This is a genomic window from Luteibacter sp. HAY1-4A (assembly GCF_056755355.1).
This window is the reverse complement of the sequence record NZ_JBNDHZ010000024.1, coordinates 36,822-52,507: the sequence shown is the minus strand read 5'-3', so window position 1 is coordinate 52,507 and position 15,686 is coordinate 36,822. Positions and strand designations below refer to the sequence as shown.

14 protein-coding genes and 1 pseudogene are annotated in these 15,686 nt (G+C 66.2%); 8 read left to right on the top strand and 7 right to left on the bottom strand.

Annotated elements, in window-relative coordinates; genetic code table 11:
- Window positions 1-35: 35 nt before the first annotated feature.
- Window positions 36-542 (top strand): DUF1993 domain-containing protein, encoded by a 507-nt coding sequence (locus ACPYOD_RS10105; RefSeq protein ID WP_481301613.1) that lies wholly within the window; start codon window positions 36-38, stop codon window positions 540-542.
- Window positions 543-709: 167 nt separating this feature from the next.
- Here ACPYOD_RS10105 and ACPYOD_RS10100 read toward each other — a convergent pair whose 3' ends face one another.
- Together ACPYOD_RS10100 and ACPYOD_RS10095 are read right to left on the bottom strand one after the other, a co-directional pair.
- The gene (locus tag ACPYOD_RS10100; protein ID WP_481301612.1) at window positions 710-1,471 is read right to left on the bottom strand and encodes an ABC transporter permease; all 762 of its coding nucleotides are present in this window, start codon (window positions 1,469-1,471) and stop codon (window positions 710-712) included.
- Window positions 1,468-2,397 (bottom strand): ABC transporter ATP-binding protein, encoded by a 930-nt coding sequence (locus ACPYOD_RS10095; RefSeq protein ID WP_481301611.1) that lies wholly within the window; start codon window positions 2,395-2,397, stop codon window positions 1,468-1,470. The genes ACPYOD_RS10100 and ACPYOD_RS10095 overlap by 4 nt, the downstream gene beginning before the upstream one ends.
- Window positions 2,398-2,499: 102 nt before the next feature.
- On the opposite strand from ACPYOD_RS10095, the gene ACPYOD_RS10090 reads away from it, so the two are divergent.
- The 4 genes from ACPYOD_RS10090 (at window position 2,500) to ACPYOD_RS10075 (ending at window position 6,178) form a co-directional block, all read left to right on the top strand.
- Window positions 2,500-3,069, top strand: coding sequence for a DNA-3-methyladenine glycosylase I (locus ACPYOD_RS10090; protein WP_481301610.1), 570 nt, complete (start codon window positions 2,500-2,502; stop codon window positions 3,067-3,069).
- A gap of 112 nt (window positions 3,070-3,181) precedes the next feature.
- Entirely contained in the window at window positions 3,182-3,469 is a 288-nt protein-coding gene (locus tag ACPYOD_RS10085; protein ID WP_481301609.1) for a DUF2188 domain-containing protein, read from the top strand.
- Between the two features lie 67 nt (window positions 3,470-3,536).
- Entirely contained in the window at window positions 3,537-5,633 is a 2,097-nt protein-coding gene (gene dinG, locus ACPYOD_RS10080; protein WP_481301608.1) for an ATP-dependent DNA helicase DinG, read from the top strand.
- Window positions 5,630-6,178, top strand: coding sequence for a HutD/Ves family protein (locus tag ACPYOD_RS10075; RefSeq protein ID WP_481301607.1), 549 nt, complete (start codon window positions 5,630-5,632; stop codon window positions 6,176-6,178). The genes dinG and ACPYOD_RS10075 overlap by 4 nt, the downstream gene beginning before the upstream one ends.
- On the opposite strand, the gene ACPYOD_RS10070 is transcribed toward ACPYOD_RS10075, so the two are convergent.
- Entirely contained in the window at window positions 6,146-6,562 is a 417-nt protein-coding gene (locus ACPYOD_RS10070; protein ID WP_481301606.1) for a hypothetical protein, read from the bottom strand. The genes ACPYOD_RS10075 and ACPYOD_RS10070 overlap by 33 nt on opposite strands.
- A gap of 90 nt (window positions 6,563-6,652) precedes the next feature.
- Between ACPYOD_RS10070 and ACPYOD_RS10065 the strand changes: the two are divergent.
- The 3 genes and pseudogenes from ACPYOD_RS10065 (at window position 6,653) to ACPYOD_RS10055 (ending at window position 7,825) form a co-directional block, all read left to right on the top strand.
- Window positions 6,653-7,080: pseudogene (locus tag ACPYOD_RS10065) on the top strand (lipocalin family protein).
- Window positions 7,081-7,124: 44 nt separating this feature from the next.
- Window positions 7,125-7,520 carry a YchJ family protein gene (locus ACPYOD_RS10060; protein WP_481301605.1) on the top strand — a complete coding sequence of 132 codons (396 nt, stop codon included), beginning with the start codon at window positions 7,125-7,127 and terminating at the stop codon, window positions 7,518-7,520.
- Entirely contained in the window at window positions 7,517-7,825 is a 309-nt protein-coding gene (locus ACPYOD_RS10055; RefSeq protein ID WP_481301604.1) for a nucleotidyl cyclase domain-containing protein, read from the top strand. Before ACPYOD_RS10060 ends, ACPYOD_RS10055 begins: the two co-directional genes overlap by 4 nt.
- 83 nt (window positions 7,826-7,908) lie before the next feature.
- On the opposite strand, the gene ACPYOD_RS10050 is transcribed toward ACPYOD_RS10055, so the two are convergent.
- The 4 genes from ACPYOD_RS10050 to gltB all read right to left on the bottom strand — a co-directional run bounded on the left by ACPYOD_RS10050 (window position 7,909) and on the right by gltB (window position 15,648).
- The gene (locus ACPYOD_RS10050) at window positions 7,909-8,703 is read right to left on the bottom strand and encodes an SDR family NAD(P)-dependent oxidoreductase (RefSeq protein WP_481301603.1); all 795 of its coding nucleotides are present in this window, start codon (window positions 8,701-8,703) and stop codon (window positions 7,909-7,911) included.
- A 193-nt stretch (window positions 8,704-8,896) separates the two neighbouring features.
- Window positions 8,897-9,655, bottom strand: coding sequence for an NRDE family protein (locus ACPYOD_RS10045; RefSeq protein ID WP_481301602.1), 759 nt, complete (start codon window positions 9,653-9,655; stop codon window positions 8,897-8,899).
- Window positions 9,656-9,760: 105 nt separating this feature from the next.
- Entirely contained in the window at window positions 9,761-11,200 is a 1,440-nt protein-coding gene (locus ACPYOD_RS10040; RefSeq protein WP_481301601.1) for an FAD-dependent oxidoreductase, read from the bottom strand.
- Complete coding sequence (gene gltB, locus ACPYOD_RS10035; protein WP_481301600.1) at window positions 11,197-15,648, bottom strand: glutamate synthase large subunit; 4,452 nt, start codon at window positions 15,646-15,648, stop codon at window positions 11,197-11,199. The genes ACPYOD_RS10040 and gltB overlap by 4 nt, the downstream gene beginning before the upstream one ends.
- Window positions 15,649-15,686 lie beyond the last annotated feature (38 nt).

The window sequence follows — 15,686 nt, the reverse complement described above, 5'->3', positions numbered from 1 at the left end:
GCCGGCCGCCCATCACCAGAAGAGCCCACTACCCCATGTCCATCACCATGTACCAGGCCTGCGTGCCCGTCCTCGTCCGCGCGCTGACCAACCTCTCCGGCGTGCTCGCCAAGGGCGCGGCGCATGCCGCCGAAAAGAACATCGCACCGGAAGTGCTGCTGCACACGCGCATCACTCCCGACATGTTCCCGCTGGTTCGCCAGGTGCAGATCGCCACCGACATGGCGAAGGGCGCCGCCTTCCGTCTCGCCGGCAAGGACGTGCCGAAGATGGAAGACAACGAGGCCACCTTCGACGACCTGCAGAAGCGCATCGCGTACGTCATCGACCTGCTGAAGGGCTTCAAGCCGGAAGAGATCGACGGCAGCGAGGAGCGCGAAGTGGTGTTGCAGACGCGCACGAACGAAATGCGTTTCCGCGGCCAGGACTACCTGCTGGGCTTCGTGCTGCCCAACGTGTACTTCCACACCACGACGGCATACGCGATCCTGCGCGGCGCGGGCGTGGCGCTGGGCAAGATGGATTTCATCGGCAAGCCGTAAGGCTCTGACCTGAGCCCTTTGTGGGAGCCGGCTATGCCGGCGATACCCGTGATAGCGGGCGCTCTCGCGACCATGCATCGCCGCTGAAGCGGCTCCCACAGGACGCCATGAAGCATCGTCACCCGTGTGCCTCGACGCCACGGCGGCTACAAAGATCAGAGTAAACGCTACGACTTCAACTTCCACCCGGTGCGGAAGATCCACCACACGATGCCGAGGCACAGCAGCAGGAAGCCGATCGTGGCTGACGCGCTGACCACCACGTTCACGTCCGCGGTGCCGTAGAAGCTCCAGCGGAAGCCGTTCACCAGGTACACCACCGGGTTGAACAGCGTGATCTTCTGCCACACGGGCGGCAGCATCGAGATGGAATAGAAACTTCCGCCGAGGAAGGTCAGCGGCGTGATCACCATCAGCGGCACTACCTGCAGCTTCTGGAAGTCGTCGGCCCACAGGCCGATGATGAAACCGAACAGGCTGAAGGTGACCGCCGTGAGCAGCAGGAAGGCCACCATCCAGAAGGGATGCTGGATTTCGTAGGCCACGAACAGGCGTGCCGTGACCAGGATCAGCAGGCCCAGGATCACCGACTTCGTGGCTGCCGCGCCGACGTAGCCGAGCACCACTTCCACGTAGGACACCGGCGCCGAAAGCAGTTCGTAGATCGTGCCAGCCCACTTGGGCATGTAGATGCCGAACGAGGCGTTCGAGATGCTCTCGTTCAGCAGAGACAGCATGATGAGGCCGGGGATGATGAAGGCACCGTAGCTCACGCCGCCCACCTCGCCCATGCGCGAACCGATGGCCGCGCCGAACACCACGAAATAAAGCGACGTGGACAGCACGGGCGAGGCGATGCTCTGCATCAGCGTGCGGAAGGTACGGGCCATCTCGAAACGGTAGATGGCGCGGATCGCGTAGAGGTTCATGCGCGGCTCCTCACCAGGCTGACGAAGATGTCCTCGAGCGAACTCTCGCTCGAGTGCAGATCCTTGAAGTCGATGCCCAGGGCATTGAGCTTGCGCAGCAGTTCGGCAATGCCGGTGCGTTCGCCCTGTGCGTCGAAGGTATAGGTGAGGCAGCCGCCATCGGCCGAGAGTTCCAGCGGCCATTCGGCGAGGCCTTCCGGAATCGCCCCGAGCGGCGTCTGCAATTGCAGCGACAGCTGCTTCTTCCCGAGTTTCCGCATCAGCGTGTGCTTGTCTTCCACCAATACGAGTTCGCCGCGATTGATGACGCCGATGCGGTCGGCCATCTCTTCGGCTTCCTCGATGTAATGCGTGGTGAGGATGATGGTGACACCCGATTCGCGCAGGCGATGCACCATCTGCCACATGTCGTGGCGAAGTTCCACGTCCACGCCCGCGGTGGGTTCGTCGAGGAAGAGCACGCGCGGCTCGTGGGCAAGGGCTTTCGCGATCAGCACGCGGCGCTTCATGCCGCCTGAGAGTGTCATGATCTTCGAATCTTTCTTCTCCCACAGCGAGAGTTCGCGCAGGATCTTCTCCAGGTACGCCGGGTCCGCCGGCTTGCCGAAGAGTCCGCGACTGAACTTCACCGTGGCCCAGACGCTTTCGAAAGCGTCGGTGGAGAGTTCCTGCGGCACGAGACCGATGAGGCCGCGTGCGGCGCGGTAGTCGCGCACGATGTCGTGGCCGTCGACGGTGACAGTTCCTTCGCTTCCGTTGACGATGCCGCAGACGATGCTGATCAGCGTCGTCTTGCCCGCGCCATTCGGCCCGAGCAGCGCGAAGATCTCGCCACGGCGGATCTCCAGGTCCACGCGCTTGAGCGCCTGGAAACCTGTCTTGTAGGTCTTGGAGAGTCCACGCACCGCGACGATGGCGTCGGGCATGGAGGGGGTTGCGTCGAGTGGTGGCATGGGAACCCGGATGCGGTGGGTAAGCGGGCGATGGTAGACCCGAAAGGGTATGGGTGCGAGGCTTGGCGGATGAGCATGCCCGACATCCAATCGCTGGTTCGTTGCCCGTGGGGTGAAACCGATGACCTGATGCGCGACTACCACGACCGCGAGTGGGGCGTTCCCGAGCGCGACGGCCGCAAGCTGTGGGAGAAGCTCGTACTGGACGGCTTCCAGGCGGGTCTCTCGTGGCGCACGATCCTCGCCCGGCGCGACGGATTCCGGCGCGCCTTCGAGGGCTTCGATCCGGAGACGGTGGCCCGGTACGGCGAGAAAGACGTGGAGCGCCTGCTGGCCGATACCGGCATCATCCGCTCGCGCAGCAAGATCGAGGCGAGCATCCGCAATGCCCGGGCCTTCCTCGCGATGCGCGAGGCAGGCGAGGATTTCGCGGCCTTCGCCTGGCAGTTCGTGGAGGGCCGGCCGATCGAATGGCAAGGCCCTGTCCCGCCGAACAGCCCCCTCTCCGAGCAGGTATCCAAGGCCCTGCGGAAGCGCGGCTTCACCTTCGTCGGGCCGACCATCGTGTTCGCCTGGATGGAGGCCACGGGCCTCATCAACAGCCACGCCCCGGATTGCTTCCGGCGGCACCAACTGGGGCCCTAAACCCTTGTCCCACAAGACTTAACGGGTTTTTTAGCTCGGCGGGCGTAGCTTCGGGCACGAGGCCGCACCAGCGGCCTCGATCGTCTGGTTCACCTGCCTTCGCGAGGGTTCCATGGCTTCGAGTTCCGCCCAACTGTTCATTCCGTACAGCGAATCGACACAGGGACCGTGGATCGTGCGCCGTGCGGCATCCCTCCTCCTCGGCCCGTATGTCTCGCAGGCCGCCGCGCTTGCCGCCGCCGAGGAGATCGCCCCCAGCCTTTCCGCCGAATTGGGCCGCCCCGTGGAAATCCACGTGCAGCAGGCCGACGGCACCTGGCTGGAACACAACTACGTGGTGGCCGGCCTTGTCGCCGGTGCCGGCACGCCGCCGGCCGGGATGACCCGCCGCCACGCCTGAGGTTCGTGGGCTGAGACGGCGATAGGGTAACCTTGCAAGGTTGCCCCACCCCTCCACGCGCCCATCGATGCTCACCGACGACACCAAAGCCGCGATCCGCGCCGCCTATGCGCGCCTGAAGGACGGCCTTGCGGGTTTCCGTGGGCGTTCGTCGCAGTTGAAGATGATCGCCGAGGTGGCCAAGGCGCTGGCCGAACCGGCCGGCGCGGCCGTGATCGAGGCGCCGACGGGCACCGGTAAATCCATGGCGTACCTCATCGCCGGACTGGAAGTGGCCCGGGCGCAGAAGAAGAAGCTGGTCATCGCGACCGCCACCGTGGCCCTCCAGGAACAGCTCGTGCAGCGCGACATTCCGCAGTACTTGAGCCTGTGCGGCGTCGAGGCCAAGGTCGCACTGGCCAAGGGCCGTGCCCGCTATCTGTGCCCCAGGAATCTGCGCATGGCCGGCGCGGAGCCATCCGCGCAAGGCGGCTTCGACTTCGATGCCGAACTCGCACTGTGGTCGCGACCGCCCGCCGAACGCGACACCAAGGCCATCGAAAAGCTCGGCAAGGCGTTCGAGTCGCGCGAGTGGAACGGCGACATCGACATCAGTCCCGAGCCGCTGTCCGACCTCGTGCGCGGCATGATCACGACCAGCGCCGGCGGCTGCACCGGCCGAAAGTGCGGCGTCTTCGCCGTGTGCCCGTTCTTCGTCGCCCGCAGGGCGATCGGCGATGCCGACATCGTCGTGGCGAACCAGGACCTGGTGCTGGCCGACCTCACCATGCCGCGCGACGAGGACACCTTCGGCGGCGTGATCCTGCCAAAGCCGGAAGAGACCCTCTACATCTTCGACGAGGCGCACCACGTGCCCGCCAAGGCCATCGACCGCGGCGCCGCCGATGTGCACCTCGCCACGGCCGTGCGCCGCATCGGCCGCCTGCAGAACCAGATCCACGCGGCGTACTCGCTCACGGACAAGGAAAGCATCGGCAACCTCACGCTCGAACAGGGCGACGAGAAGATGCTCGAGATGTCCAACGCGTTGGAAGAAATGGAGCGCGAGATCCGCCTGTCGTGGACGCCTTCGTCGAGCGAGACCGAACCCGTGTTCCGCGCCTCGCTCGGCCAGCTTCCGGAAAACTGGAAGTCGCATGCCGAGTACCTGCACCTCGTCACGAAGGACATCCAGCGCTGGCTGCGCACGGTGCGCCGCACCGTGGTGGAGATGGAGGCGGGCGGGCCCACGCAGGAAGCGCTGTCACGCGAACTCGGCGTGGCGCTGGAGCGCCTCGACCGTCAGGTGCGCACCTGGTACGCATGGTCCACCGACGACCGCGAGAACGGCCCGCCGCTCGCGCGCTGGGTCAGCATGACGCCGGAGCAGCAGCTGGTATGCCATGCGTCGGCCGTGTCGGCCGGCGGGCTGCTGCGCAGCGTGCTCTGGGACAACGCGGCCGCCGTGGTCATGACCTCGGCCACGCTAAGCGCCGGCGGCAACTTCCGCGGCTTCGCCGATTCGGTGGGGCTGCCCAACGAAGCCGTCACGGTCAGCCTGCCCTCGCCCTTCGACCTGGAACGGCAAGCCACGCTCGCCGTGCCCGCCTTGAAAGCGCTGCCGGATGATCGCGAAGGCCACGCGCGCGAAGTGTCCGAGTGGCTGGCGAAGCACCTGGACTGGAACGCGGGCAACCTGGTGCTGTTCACATCGCGCGCGAAGCTCGACCGCGTGCTGCAGATCCTGCCCATCGAATTCGTGCGCAAGGTGCGCGCGCAGGGCTCCCTGTCGAAGGCGCAGCTGATCGCGGAGCACTGCCAGGACATCGAGGCCGGCAAGGGCAGCACGCTGTTCGGCCTTGCCTCGTTCGGCGAGGGCCTGGATCTTCCCGGCAAGCTCTGCGAGACCGTGGTCGTCACGCAACTCCCATTCGCGGTGCCGACCGATCCGGTGGGTGCCACGTATGCGGAATGGCTCGAATCGCGTGGCCGCAATCCCTTCATCGAAGTGAGCGTGCCGGATGCCACGCGTTTGCTGACGCAGTACTGCGGACGCCTCATCCGTACAGAAACCGACACGGGGCGCATCGTGCTGCTCGATCGCCGCGTCATCACCAAGCGCTACGGCACGGGCATGCTGCGTGCCTTGCCGCCCTTCGCGCGCGACATCGAGCGCGTCGCGTGAAGGTCGTCCGCTTCGACGCATTGAAAGCGGTGCCGTGGAAGAACGGCCTCGGTATCACACGCGAGATCACCGTCGAACCGTCCGGTGCTTCCATGGACGACTTCCTCTGGCGGGTGAGCATCGCCGATGTGGATACCGCATCGCCGTTCTCGCGGTTTCCGGGCATCGACCGGACCATCGTGCTGCTCCAGGGCGACGGTTTCACGATGACGCTCGACGGTGAGTCTGAGCACGCATTGACGACACCTTGCCATCCGTTCGCCTTTCCGGGCGAAGCGCAGGTCGGAGTGGCGCTGGCCGGCGGAGCGACACGCGATTTCAACCTGATGGTTCGCCGCGGTGCGGTGCGCGGCACGATCGATGTCGTGCACGGGCCTGGCCATGTCGATGCCCAGGACACTGCATTACTTCATCTCGCCCGGGGTACAGCGTTCGCCGGAGACGTCGCCTGCGCAACCGGCGACACCATCGTCGCGCCGCGTTCGGTCGAACTCGATCCCGGCGCCATCGCGCTACTCGTCAGGATCGTCCGCGTTCGCGACTGATCGCGCCCACAGGTTCACCGACGTAAGCTGGAACCGCACCGAGGGCACCGCGAGCTGCCACTCGACGATCCGCGGGAACACCTGGCGGAGGTCGGTCACCAGTGCGGCGAACCCGTGATCGTGTTCCGAGACGGCGAGCATCTCGCCATCGATCGTGTGGAAAAACAGGAACACCGTCTCCCAGGCAACGCCTGGCACACCGTCGCGGTTTCCCGCCTCCACCCTGGCGATGCGATCCACGAACACTTCACGGAAGTGGAAGCGATCCGGATGATGGACGATGCATCGGGTTTCCGCGTCGTACCGCACCGAGGCGTGCGCTGCCAGGCGTTCCCGTAGCCGCTTCCAAAGAGGCGGCCGAGTGTGATGCGAAGGCTTTTCCATGCGGTAGCGGCCCCCTTCCGCAACGGCGTGGTTCAAACGGGGTTCACCCCCGATGCGCATCGTAGGGGGTCGCCCCAAAGGAATCCAGCCATGCCGCCCATCGCAACGGCCCCCGTCACCGCCGTCAGCCACCTCGACTTGGAGCGCTACGCTGGTACATGGCACGAGATCGCCCGCCTGCCGATGTATTTCCAGCGGAAGTGCGAGACCGGCGTCACCGCGACCTACACACCGCGCGCCGACGGAACCGTTGCGGTGCACAACGAATGCGTGACCGCCGAGGGGAAGACCATCGCAAGCGATGGCGTGGCGAGACGGCCGGAACCCTTCTCCCAAGGCAAGCTGGAGGTACGGTTCGCACCCGCCTGGCTGTCGTGGCTACCCCTCGTATGGGCCGACTACTGGGTCCTGGCACTCGGCCGGTAATGGAGAAGCCTGTTTTCGAAGACCTGTGTTCGCGCGCGATGTCCATGGGTTACGACCTCGCGTCGCTGGTCATCTCAGGTGAGGTCGGCTGACCTTCGCGCCACAATAAGCACTCGCAAAGGCAGGAATGACGACCATGACCGCAACGCCAGTCCAGACGTGCCCGTGCGGAAGCGGTTCGATGTATGCGGCGTGCTGCGGCCGCTGGCACAGCGGTGAGGCGGCACCCAGCGCCGAAGCGCTCATGCGATCCCGCTACAGCGCCTACGTGCTCTTACTCGACGCTTACCTTCTCGCCACCTGGCATTCGAGTACGAGACCGTCTTCCTTAGGCCTCGCGATGCAGTCGCCGAAGCCAACGTGGCTTGGCCTTTCCGTGAAGCGTCACGAGACTCCCACGCCGGATACGGCCATCGTCGAGTTCGTCGCACGTCTTCGCATTGGCGGCGGCAAGGCCGAGCGCATGCACGAGGTCAGTCGCTTCGTGCGCGAAGACGGGCGATGGTTCTATGTGGATGGAGATCTGTCGTGAACCGGTTCGAGGCGGTGATCTGCGAAGGCATCCGCTCGATGCATTTGCTGGTGGTCGAATACGGCGGCGAAGAGCGGCTGGTGCAGCCCCATGTCTACGGTGACGATCACGCGGGGGACCGTCTGCTCAGCGCCTATCAGGTCGCGGGCGCAAGCGCGTCGGGTGCGTCAGCGGGATGGAAGTTCTTTCGCATGGAGAAAGTAACGTCGGTCACCTTGAGCGAGCGTCGCTTTCATTCGGCCAGGCCGGAGTTTCAGCGGAATGACGGGGCGTTTTCGCGGATCATCTGCCAAGTGAACGGGTGACGCGTCGCCGACAGGGTCGGCTCCCACCGAGCCTCGCGGTGTACGAGTTTTTCGCCAGGTGGGAGCCGGTTCCTGTCACCGCATCAGAGGATCAGGCGCGCCACGCCGCCATCGACGCGGAACGACGCGCCGGTAGTACCGGAGGCTTCTTCCGAAGCGAGGAACACCGAGACGTTCGCGACTTCCTCGACGCTCAAGAGGCGCTTGATCAGCGACGTGGGGCGGTGCGTCTGGATGAATTCGGCTTCGACCTGCTCCTGCGTCTTGCCGTCGTTCTTCGCGATCTTGCCGAAGAACTCGCTAACGCCTTCGGACAACGTGGGGCCCGGCAGCACCGCGTTCACCGTGACGCCGGTGCCGGCCAGCACTTCCGCGAGGCCACGCGACACCGCGAGCTGCGCGGTCTTGGTCACACCGTAATGCACCATCTCGGGCGGCGTCTGGATGCTCGATTCGCTGGAGATGAACTGCACGCGTCCCCAGCCACGCTCGGCCATGCCCTTGGCATAGTGGCGGGAAAGTCGAACGCCGGAGATGACATTGACGTCGAAGAAGCGGCTCCACTCCGCGTCGTCGATCTCGAAGAAGTCGCGCGGCTCGAAGATGCCGAGATTGTTCACGAGGATATCGGCCTGGGGCACAGCCTTGATCAGTGCGTCCGCACCCTCCTTCGTGCCGAGGTCGGCGGCGACGCCCGAGACCTTGGCGTTCGGGGCCTCCTTCTTCACGGCAGCGATGCCTTCGTCGACGCGGGCCTGGGTGCGGCCGGTAATGACGACCGAGGCACCCGCCTTGGCCAGCCCCGTGGCGATGGCGAGGCCGATGCCGGCCGTGGAGCCGGTGACGATGGCGGTGCGCTTGCTTAGATCGATGTGCATGGGGTGGCTCCGGAAGGTAGGAAAGATGATTCCCAAAGCGTCGGGGCGGTGGGGCGCCGGTTCAATTGTCCTGGGCGCAAAATGCTTTGGACCGGGGGCGGGGTAATCCGGCGTGTTGCCCCCGGTCTTTGCTGCTATATGGGCGAGGACAGGTCACCCACGGCGGCGGGAATCCAGATCGCAGCGGAGTCCGTCAGACGTCGAAGCGGGTCTGGCCTTCGGGCACGCCGTTCGGGCCGAAGCGGCGTTCCACGATGGTGGCACGGTCGTCCCTGTCCACGAGGATCACGGTGCTTGCCCGGGTGCCGTAGTGCTCGCCGACGATGAAGGCGCTGGAGAGAAAGCGCTCCCGCTCGATGCCGATGCCCGTATCGGGCAGCACGTCGTCCGGCCAACGACCCTGGTCGGAAAGCATGGCGAAGAGCGCGTCGACGTCATCGTCCCCGCCCGCCTTGAGCCAATCCTCCAGCCGATGCACCAGCGCCCGTGTCTTGGGCCAGGGCGCATTGAAGTCGGCGTTGCTCAGCCCGTGCACGCCGGGCGACACGGGCTGCGCCCGCGCGTGCGGATGGTTGCCAAGATAGTAGGCGTCTTCGCTGTCGAAGGTGAGCAGGTTGAAGGGGCGATACTGCGCGGCGCTGCCCATGAGTTCGATGGCATGCGTGCGGGAGGCCACGGTGGAACCCAGGTAATCGGCCACCAGCAGGCCTCGCGACATACCGCTGTGGTCGGCGGTGAGGTCGCGGACGTTGGTGATGACGCTGGCACGGCCGCGTGCGCCGACGCCGGCCCAGGTACCACCGGCTTCAAGATCGCGACCGGCGACGATCTGCGGCGCCTCGTCCCATGGCGCGAGCGGCGCAGTGGGGCGAGCATGGAATTCGTCGCGATTGCCGACGAGCGCCAGGCGCCAGCGCGGGTGCGCTTGCCAGGCGAAGGCGATCAGGCACATGGGATGGTGGCCCGCGGGAGCATGGGGCCATTGTGGGTACGTGTGGGCCCGATGCCAAGGGCAGGAGCCGAGTCGCTGGGCCCCTGCAGTCGCAGGGGCGACGGCTCAGGCGGCGACGATGCTTCTTGTTTCCTTCGTCGCGAGAAGTCTTGCGATCGATGTTGCAGCCTCCCGGCCGTCATACACCGCACGCACGACGAGATCCGCGCCACGCACATTGTCGCCGCCGGCGAATACGCGCGGGTTGCTGGTCTGCAACGGCAACCGGCCTTCGCCGCCGGCGACGATGCGACCGTGACGATCGCGCTCGATACCGAAGGCATCGCACCAGTCGGGAGGGCTCGGCTGGAAGCCGAAGGCCTGGATCACGACATCGGCGCGAAGGTCGGTTTCGCTTCCCGCCACATTCTGCGGATACGGCCGGCCGTTGCCGTCCTCCACGAGTTGCGTCTCCACCACGCGGACAGCCTTCACGCGGCCATCGTCGCCACCCACGAGAGTGACGGGCTGCCGCTGGAACAGGAAACGAACGCCTTCTTCGCGACTGTAACCGACTTCGCGGCGTGAACCGGGCATGCTCGGTTCGTCGCGGCGGTACACGCAAGTGACGGACGCCGCACCGAGGCGGATCGCCGTACGATTGCAGTCCATGCCGGTGTCGCCGCCGCCGAGCACCACGACATGCTTGCCGGCCAGGTCGTATTCGGGTGAAGGAGATTCTTCGCGGAGGAGACGTCCGGTGTTGGCGATAAGGAACGGCAGGGCATCGTGCACGCCGTGCAGGTCGCGGCCGTCCAGTTGTCCGTCCACGTAGGTATAGGCGCCGGTACCGACGAACACAGCGTCATAGTCCGCCAGCAGTTCGTCGAAGGCGATGTCGCGGCCGATCTCCACACCGAGGTGGAAACGCACGCCCATGCCTTCCAGCACCATGCGCCGCGTACGCACGACGGTCTTGTCGAGCTTGAACGGTGGAATGCCGAAGGTGAGCAGTCCACCGATCTCGTGTTGCCGGTCGAACACATCGGCGGCAATGCCGGCACGGCGCAGACGATCGGCGCAGGCAAGGCCCGCGGGCCCCGCGCCGACGATGGCGACGCGTGCACCGGTGTCGCGCACGCGCGAGAGGTCGGGGCGCCAGCCCTGGCGAATGGCCTCGTCGGTGACCCAACGCTCCACGCTGCCGATCGTCACCGCACCGAAATCGCCCTGTTCCAGCGTGCACGCACCTTCGCAGAGCCGGTCCTGCGGACACACGCGGCCGCAGATTTCCGGAAGCGGATTGGTTTCGTGCATCAGCGTGGCGGCTTCGAAAAGGCGCCCGTCCTGCACCAGCTTCAGCCAGTTCGGAATGTAGTTGTGCACCGGACAGGCGTGCTCGCAATAAGGATTGCCGCAGTCGATGCAGCGTCCCGATTGCGAACTGGCCTCGGACGGCGCGAAGTCGCCCGAGATCTCGCCGTACCCGAGCACGCGCACCGCCACGGGCACCGTGCGCGGTGTCTGCCGGGGAATGTCGAGGAAGCGGAAGTCCTTGGCACTCATGCGGCACTCCGCAGTTCTTCCGCCAGCGCATCGAGACTGGCGGCCTTCGGCTTCACCAGCCAGAAGCGCTGCAACAGGCCGCGGAAGTCGCCGAGCAACTGGGCGCCCCAGGCGCTTCCCGTGAGTTCCGCGTGGCGGGCGATGAGCTGGCGCAGGTGCTGCATGTAGTGCTCCATGCCTTCGGGCGAGATGCGCACGATGTCGACGAGTTCGTGGTTGTAGCAATCGACGAAGTTGCGATCGGTGTCGAGCACATAGGCGAACCCGCCCGTCATGCCCGCGCCGAAATTGAGGCCGGTACGGCCGAGCACCGCGACGACGCCGCCGGTCATGTATTCACAGCAATGGTCGCCCGCACCTTCCACCACCGCCAGCGCGCCGGAATTGCGAACCGCGAAGCGCTCGCCTGCCTGGCCCGCCGCGTAGAGTTCCCCGCCGGTGGCGCCGTAGAGACAGGTGTTGCCGATGATGGACGCGTCCTGGGTCGCGAACGGGGAATCGGCGGGCGGGCGGATGACGAGACGGCCACCGGCCATGCCTTTACCGACGCCGTCGTTGGCTTCGCCGGTGAGATCGATATGCACGCCCGCAGCATTCCACGCGCCGAGGCTCTGCCCCGCCGCACCGGTCAGGTGCAGGTGCACCGGCCGTTCGGCCATACCTGCATCGCCCCAACGCCTCGCTACATCGCCGGACAAACGGGCGCCGATGGCGCGGTCCGTATTGACGATGGGGTAATGGAATGTACCGCCGGAGCCTTCGGACACCGCAAGGCGCGTATCCGCCGCGATGCGGTTGGCGAGAGCGGCCGGGTCCCGCATGGGATTGCGTGCGAGCGTACAGGCGAAATCCACTTGCGTGCCCAGGCCGTCCGTGCCGATGAGGGGCGAAAGATCGAGACGCTCCTGTACCGGAGTGACACCGTCCCGCTGCTCGAGCCTGTCGCCCTGCCCGATGAGTTCTTCCAGCGAGCGCACGCCCAATCGCGCGAGGTGGCGGCGCACGTCTTCCGCCACGAAGCGGAAGTAGTTCATCACCATGTCGGGAAGCCCGAGGAAGTGCTTCTCGCGCAGCACGGGGTGCTGCGTGGCGACGCCGGTGGCGCAGTTGTTGAGGTGGCAGATGCGCAGGTACTTGCAGCCGAGCGCCACCATGGGGCCGGTGCCGAAGCCGAAGCTTTCCGCGCCGAGCATCGCCGCCTTGATGACGTCCAGGCCCGTCTTCAGTCCACCGTCGGTCTGCAGGCGCACGCGGCCGCGCAGGTCGTTGAGGCGGAGCGTCTGCTGTGTTTCGGCAAGGCCCAGCTCCCACGGCGTGCCGGCGTACTTGATGGACGTGAGCGGGCTCGCGCCGGTACCGCCATCGTGGCCGGACACGGTGATGAGGTCCGCACCCGCCTTGACCACGCCGGCGGCGACGGTGCCGACGCCCGCGTGCGATACGAGCTTCACCGACACCAGCGCTTGCGGATTCACTTCCTTGAGGTCATGGATCAACTGCGCCAGGTCTTCGATCGAATAGATGTCGTGGTGCGGCGGTGGCGAGATGAGGCCGATGCCCGGCTTTGCATAACGCAGGCGCGCGATCGTGGCGTCCACCTTGTGGCCGGGCAACTGGCCGCCCTCGCCGGGCTTGGCGCCCTGGGCGATCTTGATCTGCAGCACCTCGGCGTTGACGAGGTACGCGGGCGTGACGCCGAAGCGGCCCGACGCCACCTGTTTGATCTTCGACGCGCGGTCGGTGCCATAGCGCGCGGGGTCTTCGCCGCCTTCGCCCGAGTTGCTGCGCGCGCCCAGGCGGTTCATGGCAATGGCTAAGGCTTCGTGCGCTTCCGGCGACAACGCACCCAGCGACATGCCGGCGGAATCGAAGCGCTTCAGGATGGCCTCGACCGGCTCGACCTCGTCCAACGGAATCGGCGTCGCCTCGCGGGGCACAAGCAGGTCGCGCAGCGCGGAAGGCGGCCTCGTGTCGACGTAATGGGCGTACTTCTCGTAGTCCGCCCAGTCGCCCGTGCGCACGGCCACCTGGAGGCTGGCGATGACGTCCGGGTTGTACATGTGGAACTCGCCGCCATGCACGTATTTGAAAAGACCGCCGGCACGCAATGCCTGCGCCTCGTCCCATGCTTCGGCGGCCAGCAGCCGTTGCTCCTGCTCGAGATCGGCAAAGCCGGAGCCGCCGATACGCGACGGCGTACCGGGGAAGCACAGCGCCACCACCTCGGGTGACAGGCCCACGATCTCGAAGAGCTGCGCGCCACGGTAACCGGCGACGGTGGAGATGCCCATCTTCGAAAGGATCTTCAACAGCCCCTTGCGGATGCCGCGACGATAATTGCGGCCGATCTCGCGCGGCGCACCTTCGCCGTTGCGGATGTGTCCGCTCCGACCCATGTCGAACAGGCTCTGGTAGGCGAGCCACGGGTAGATCGCGGTGGCGCCGAAACCGAGCAGGCACGCGAAGTGGTGCGGATCGCGGGGTGTCGCCGTCTCGACCATGATGTTGCACTGGCAGCGCAAACCGGTATCGACCAGGCGCGCGTGCACGGCGCCCGTGGCGAGCAGCGCGTGGATGGGCAGGAGTTCGCGCCGCGGATAGCGGTCGCTGAGGAACACCATCTGCACGCCACGCCGGACGGCGGCTTCCACGTCGTCGCAGATGCGCCGGAGCGCCTGCTCCAGCGTTTCGTCCGCGCCGTACATCAAGTCGAAGCGCGGCGTGTCGGCATACGCCGGGTTGGCGAGGATCTGGCGAAGCTTCCGCTGCGAGAGGATCGGTGAGTTGAGCAGGATCTGCCGTGCGTTCTCCGGCCCCAGGTCGAAGATGTTCCGCTCCTGGCCGATCTGCGTGACCAGCGACATGACCAGCCGCTCGCGCAGCGGATCGATGGGCGGATTCGTGACTTGCGCGAAGCCCTGGCGGAAACGGTCGAACAGCGGACGGATCTGCCGCGACAGCACGGCCATCGGCGTGTCGTCGCCCATCGAGCCGGTGGCTTCGGCTTCGGTTTCCGCGAGCACCTTCAGCACCGATTCGCACTCTTCGCGCGATAGCCCATAGAGCTTCTGGTATCGACGCAGTTCGTCCGCGGGCAGCGGCTCGGCGGCGAGGCTCGGGTCGATGAGGTCGGACTCGAGGTACGTCACACCCTTCCTCAACCAGTCACGGAAGGGAGCGCGGGCGCGGTTGATCGCGTCGATGTCGGCGTCGCGCAGGAAGCGGTGCTCCTGGAAGTCCACGGCGATCATCTCGCCGGGAGCGAGGCGCCCCTTGGCGACGATGCGCGACGACGGCACGTCCCACAGGCCGGTTTCCGAGGCCACGATGAGATGGTTGTCGTCGGACAGCGACCAGCGAGCGGGCCGCAGGCCGTTACGGTCGAGCGTGCAGGCGGCATAACGGCCGTCGCACATCACGAGGCCGGCGGGGCCGTCCCAGGGTTCGCTGTGCAGCGCGTAGTACTCATAGAACGCGGCAAGGTCTTCGTCGATGTCCTCGCGTGCGGCATAAGCCGGCGGCACCAGTACGCGCATGGCCGTGAGCAGGTCCATGCCGCCCATGAGCAGCACTTCCAGCGCGTTGTCGAGGCTTTCGGAATCCGATCCGCTCTGGCGAACCAGCGGGCCGATGTCGGAAAGCTCGACGCGTTCCGAACGCAGTACCGACGTGCGCGCCTGCATCCAGCGCCGGTTGGCGCGAATCGTGTTGATCTCGCCGTTGTGCGCAAGGAGGCGGAATGGCTGGGCAAGGCGCCACTGCGGCGACGTGTTCGTGGAGAAACGCTGGTGGAAGACCACGGCATCGGCGACGAGGGCCGGATGCGCCAGGTCCGGATAAACGTCGCGAAGGCGCCCGGGTGCGGCCATGGCCTTGTACCCCACCACTTCGCCCGAGAGCGACACCACATAGAAGTGTCGGTCGTCCGCCAGGGCGAGTTCGGCGCGGCGGCGTGCCCGAAACAGCTTCGCTTCGAACGCAGCCGAGGGTAAATCGCCCGGCGCGTCGACGAACACCTGGCGAACGCGCGGCATCGACGAGGCGGCCAGCGGGCCACAGGCGGAAGCGTCCACCGCAACGTCGCGCCAACCCGCCACCGAAAGGCCCACGCGGGAAAGCTCGGCCTCCAGCACATGTTCCGCCCTGTCGTCGCCTTGTGGATCGAGGAACACCACGCCGCTGGCGAAATGCGTGGCGAGCTTGATGCCGGATTCGCCGGCCAGCGCGCGCAGCCATTCCACCGGACGCCGCAGCAGCACGCCGCAACCGTCGCCGCTGATGCCGTCGGCGTTGACGCCGCCACGATGCGAAAGCTTCGCCAGCGCGGCGAACGCGGTATCGACCAGCGCCGCGCTGGCGTGGCCGTCTATCTGCGCAACGAGGCCGAAGCCGCAGCTGTCGTGTTCGAACGCCTCGTCATAGAGGCGCGGAGTGCCTTGCTTCACCATCCGCCTCCTCGTGGCATTGGTTTCGCTGGGATAGCGCG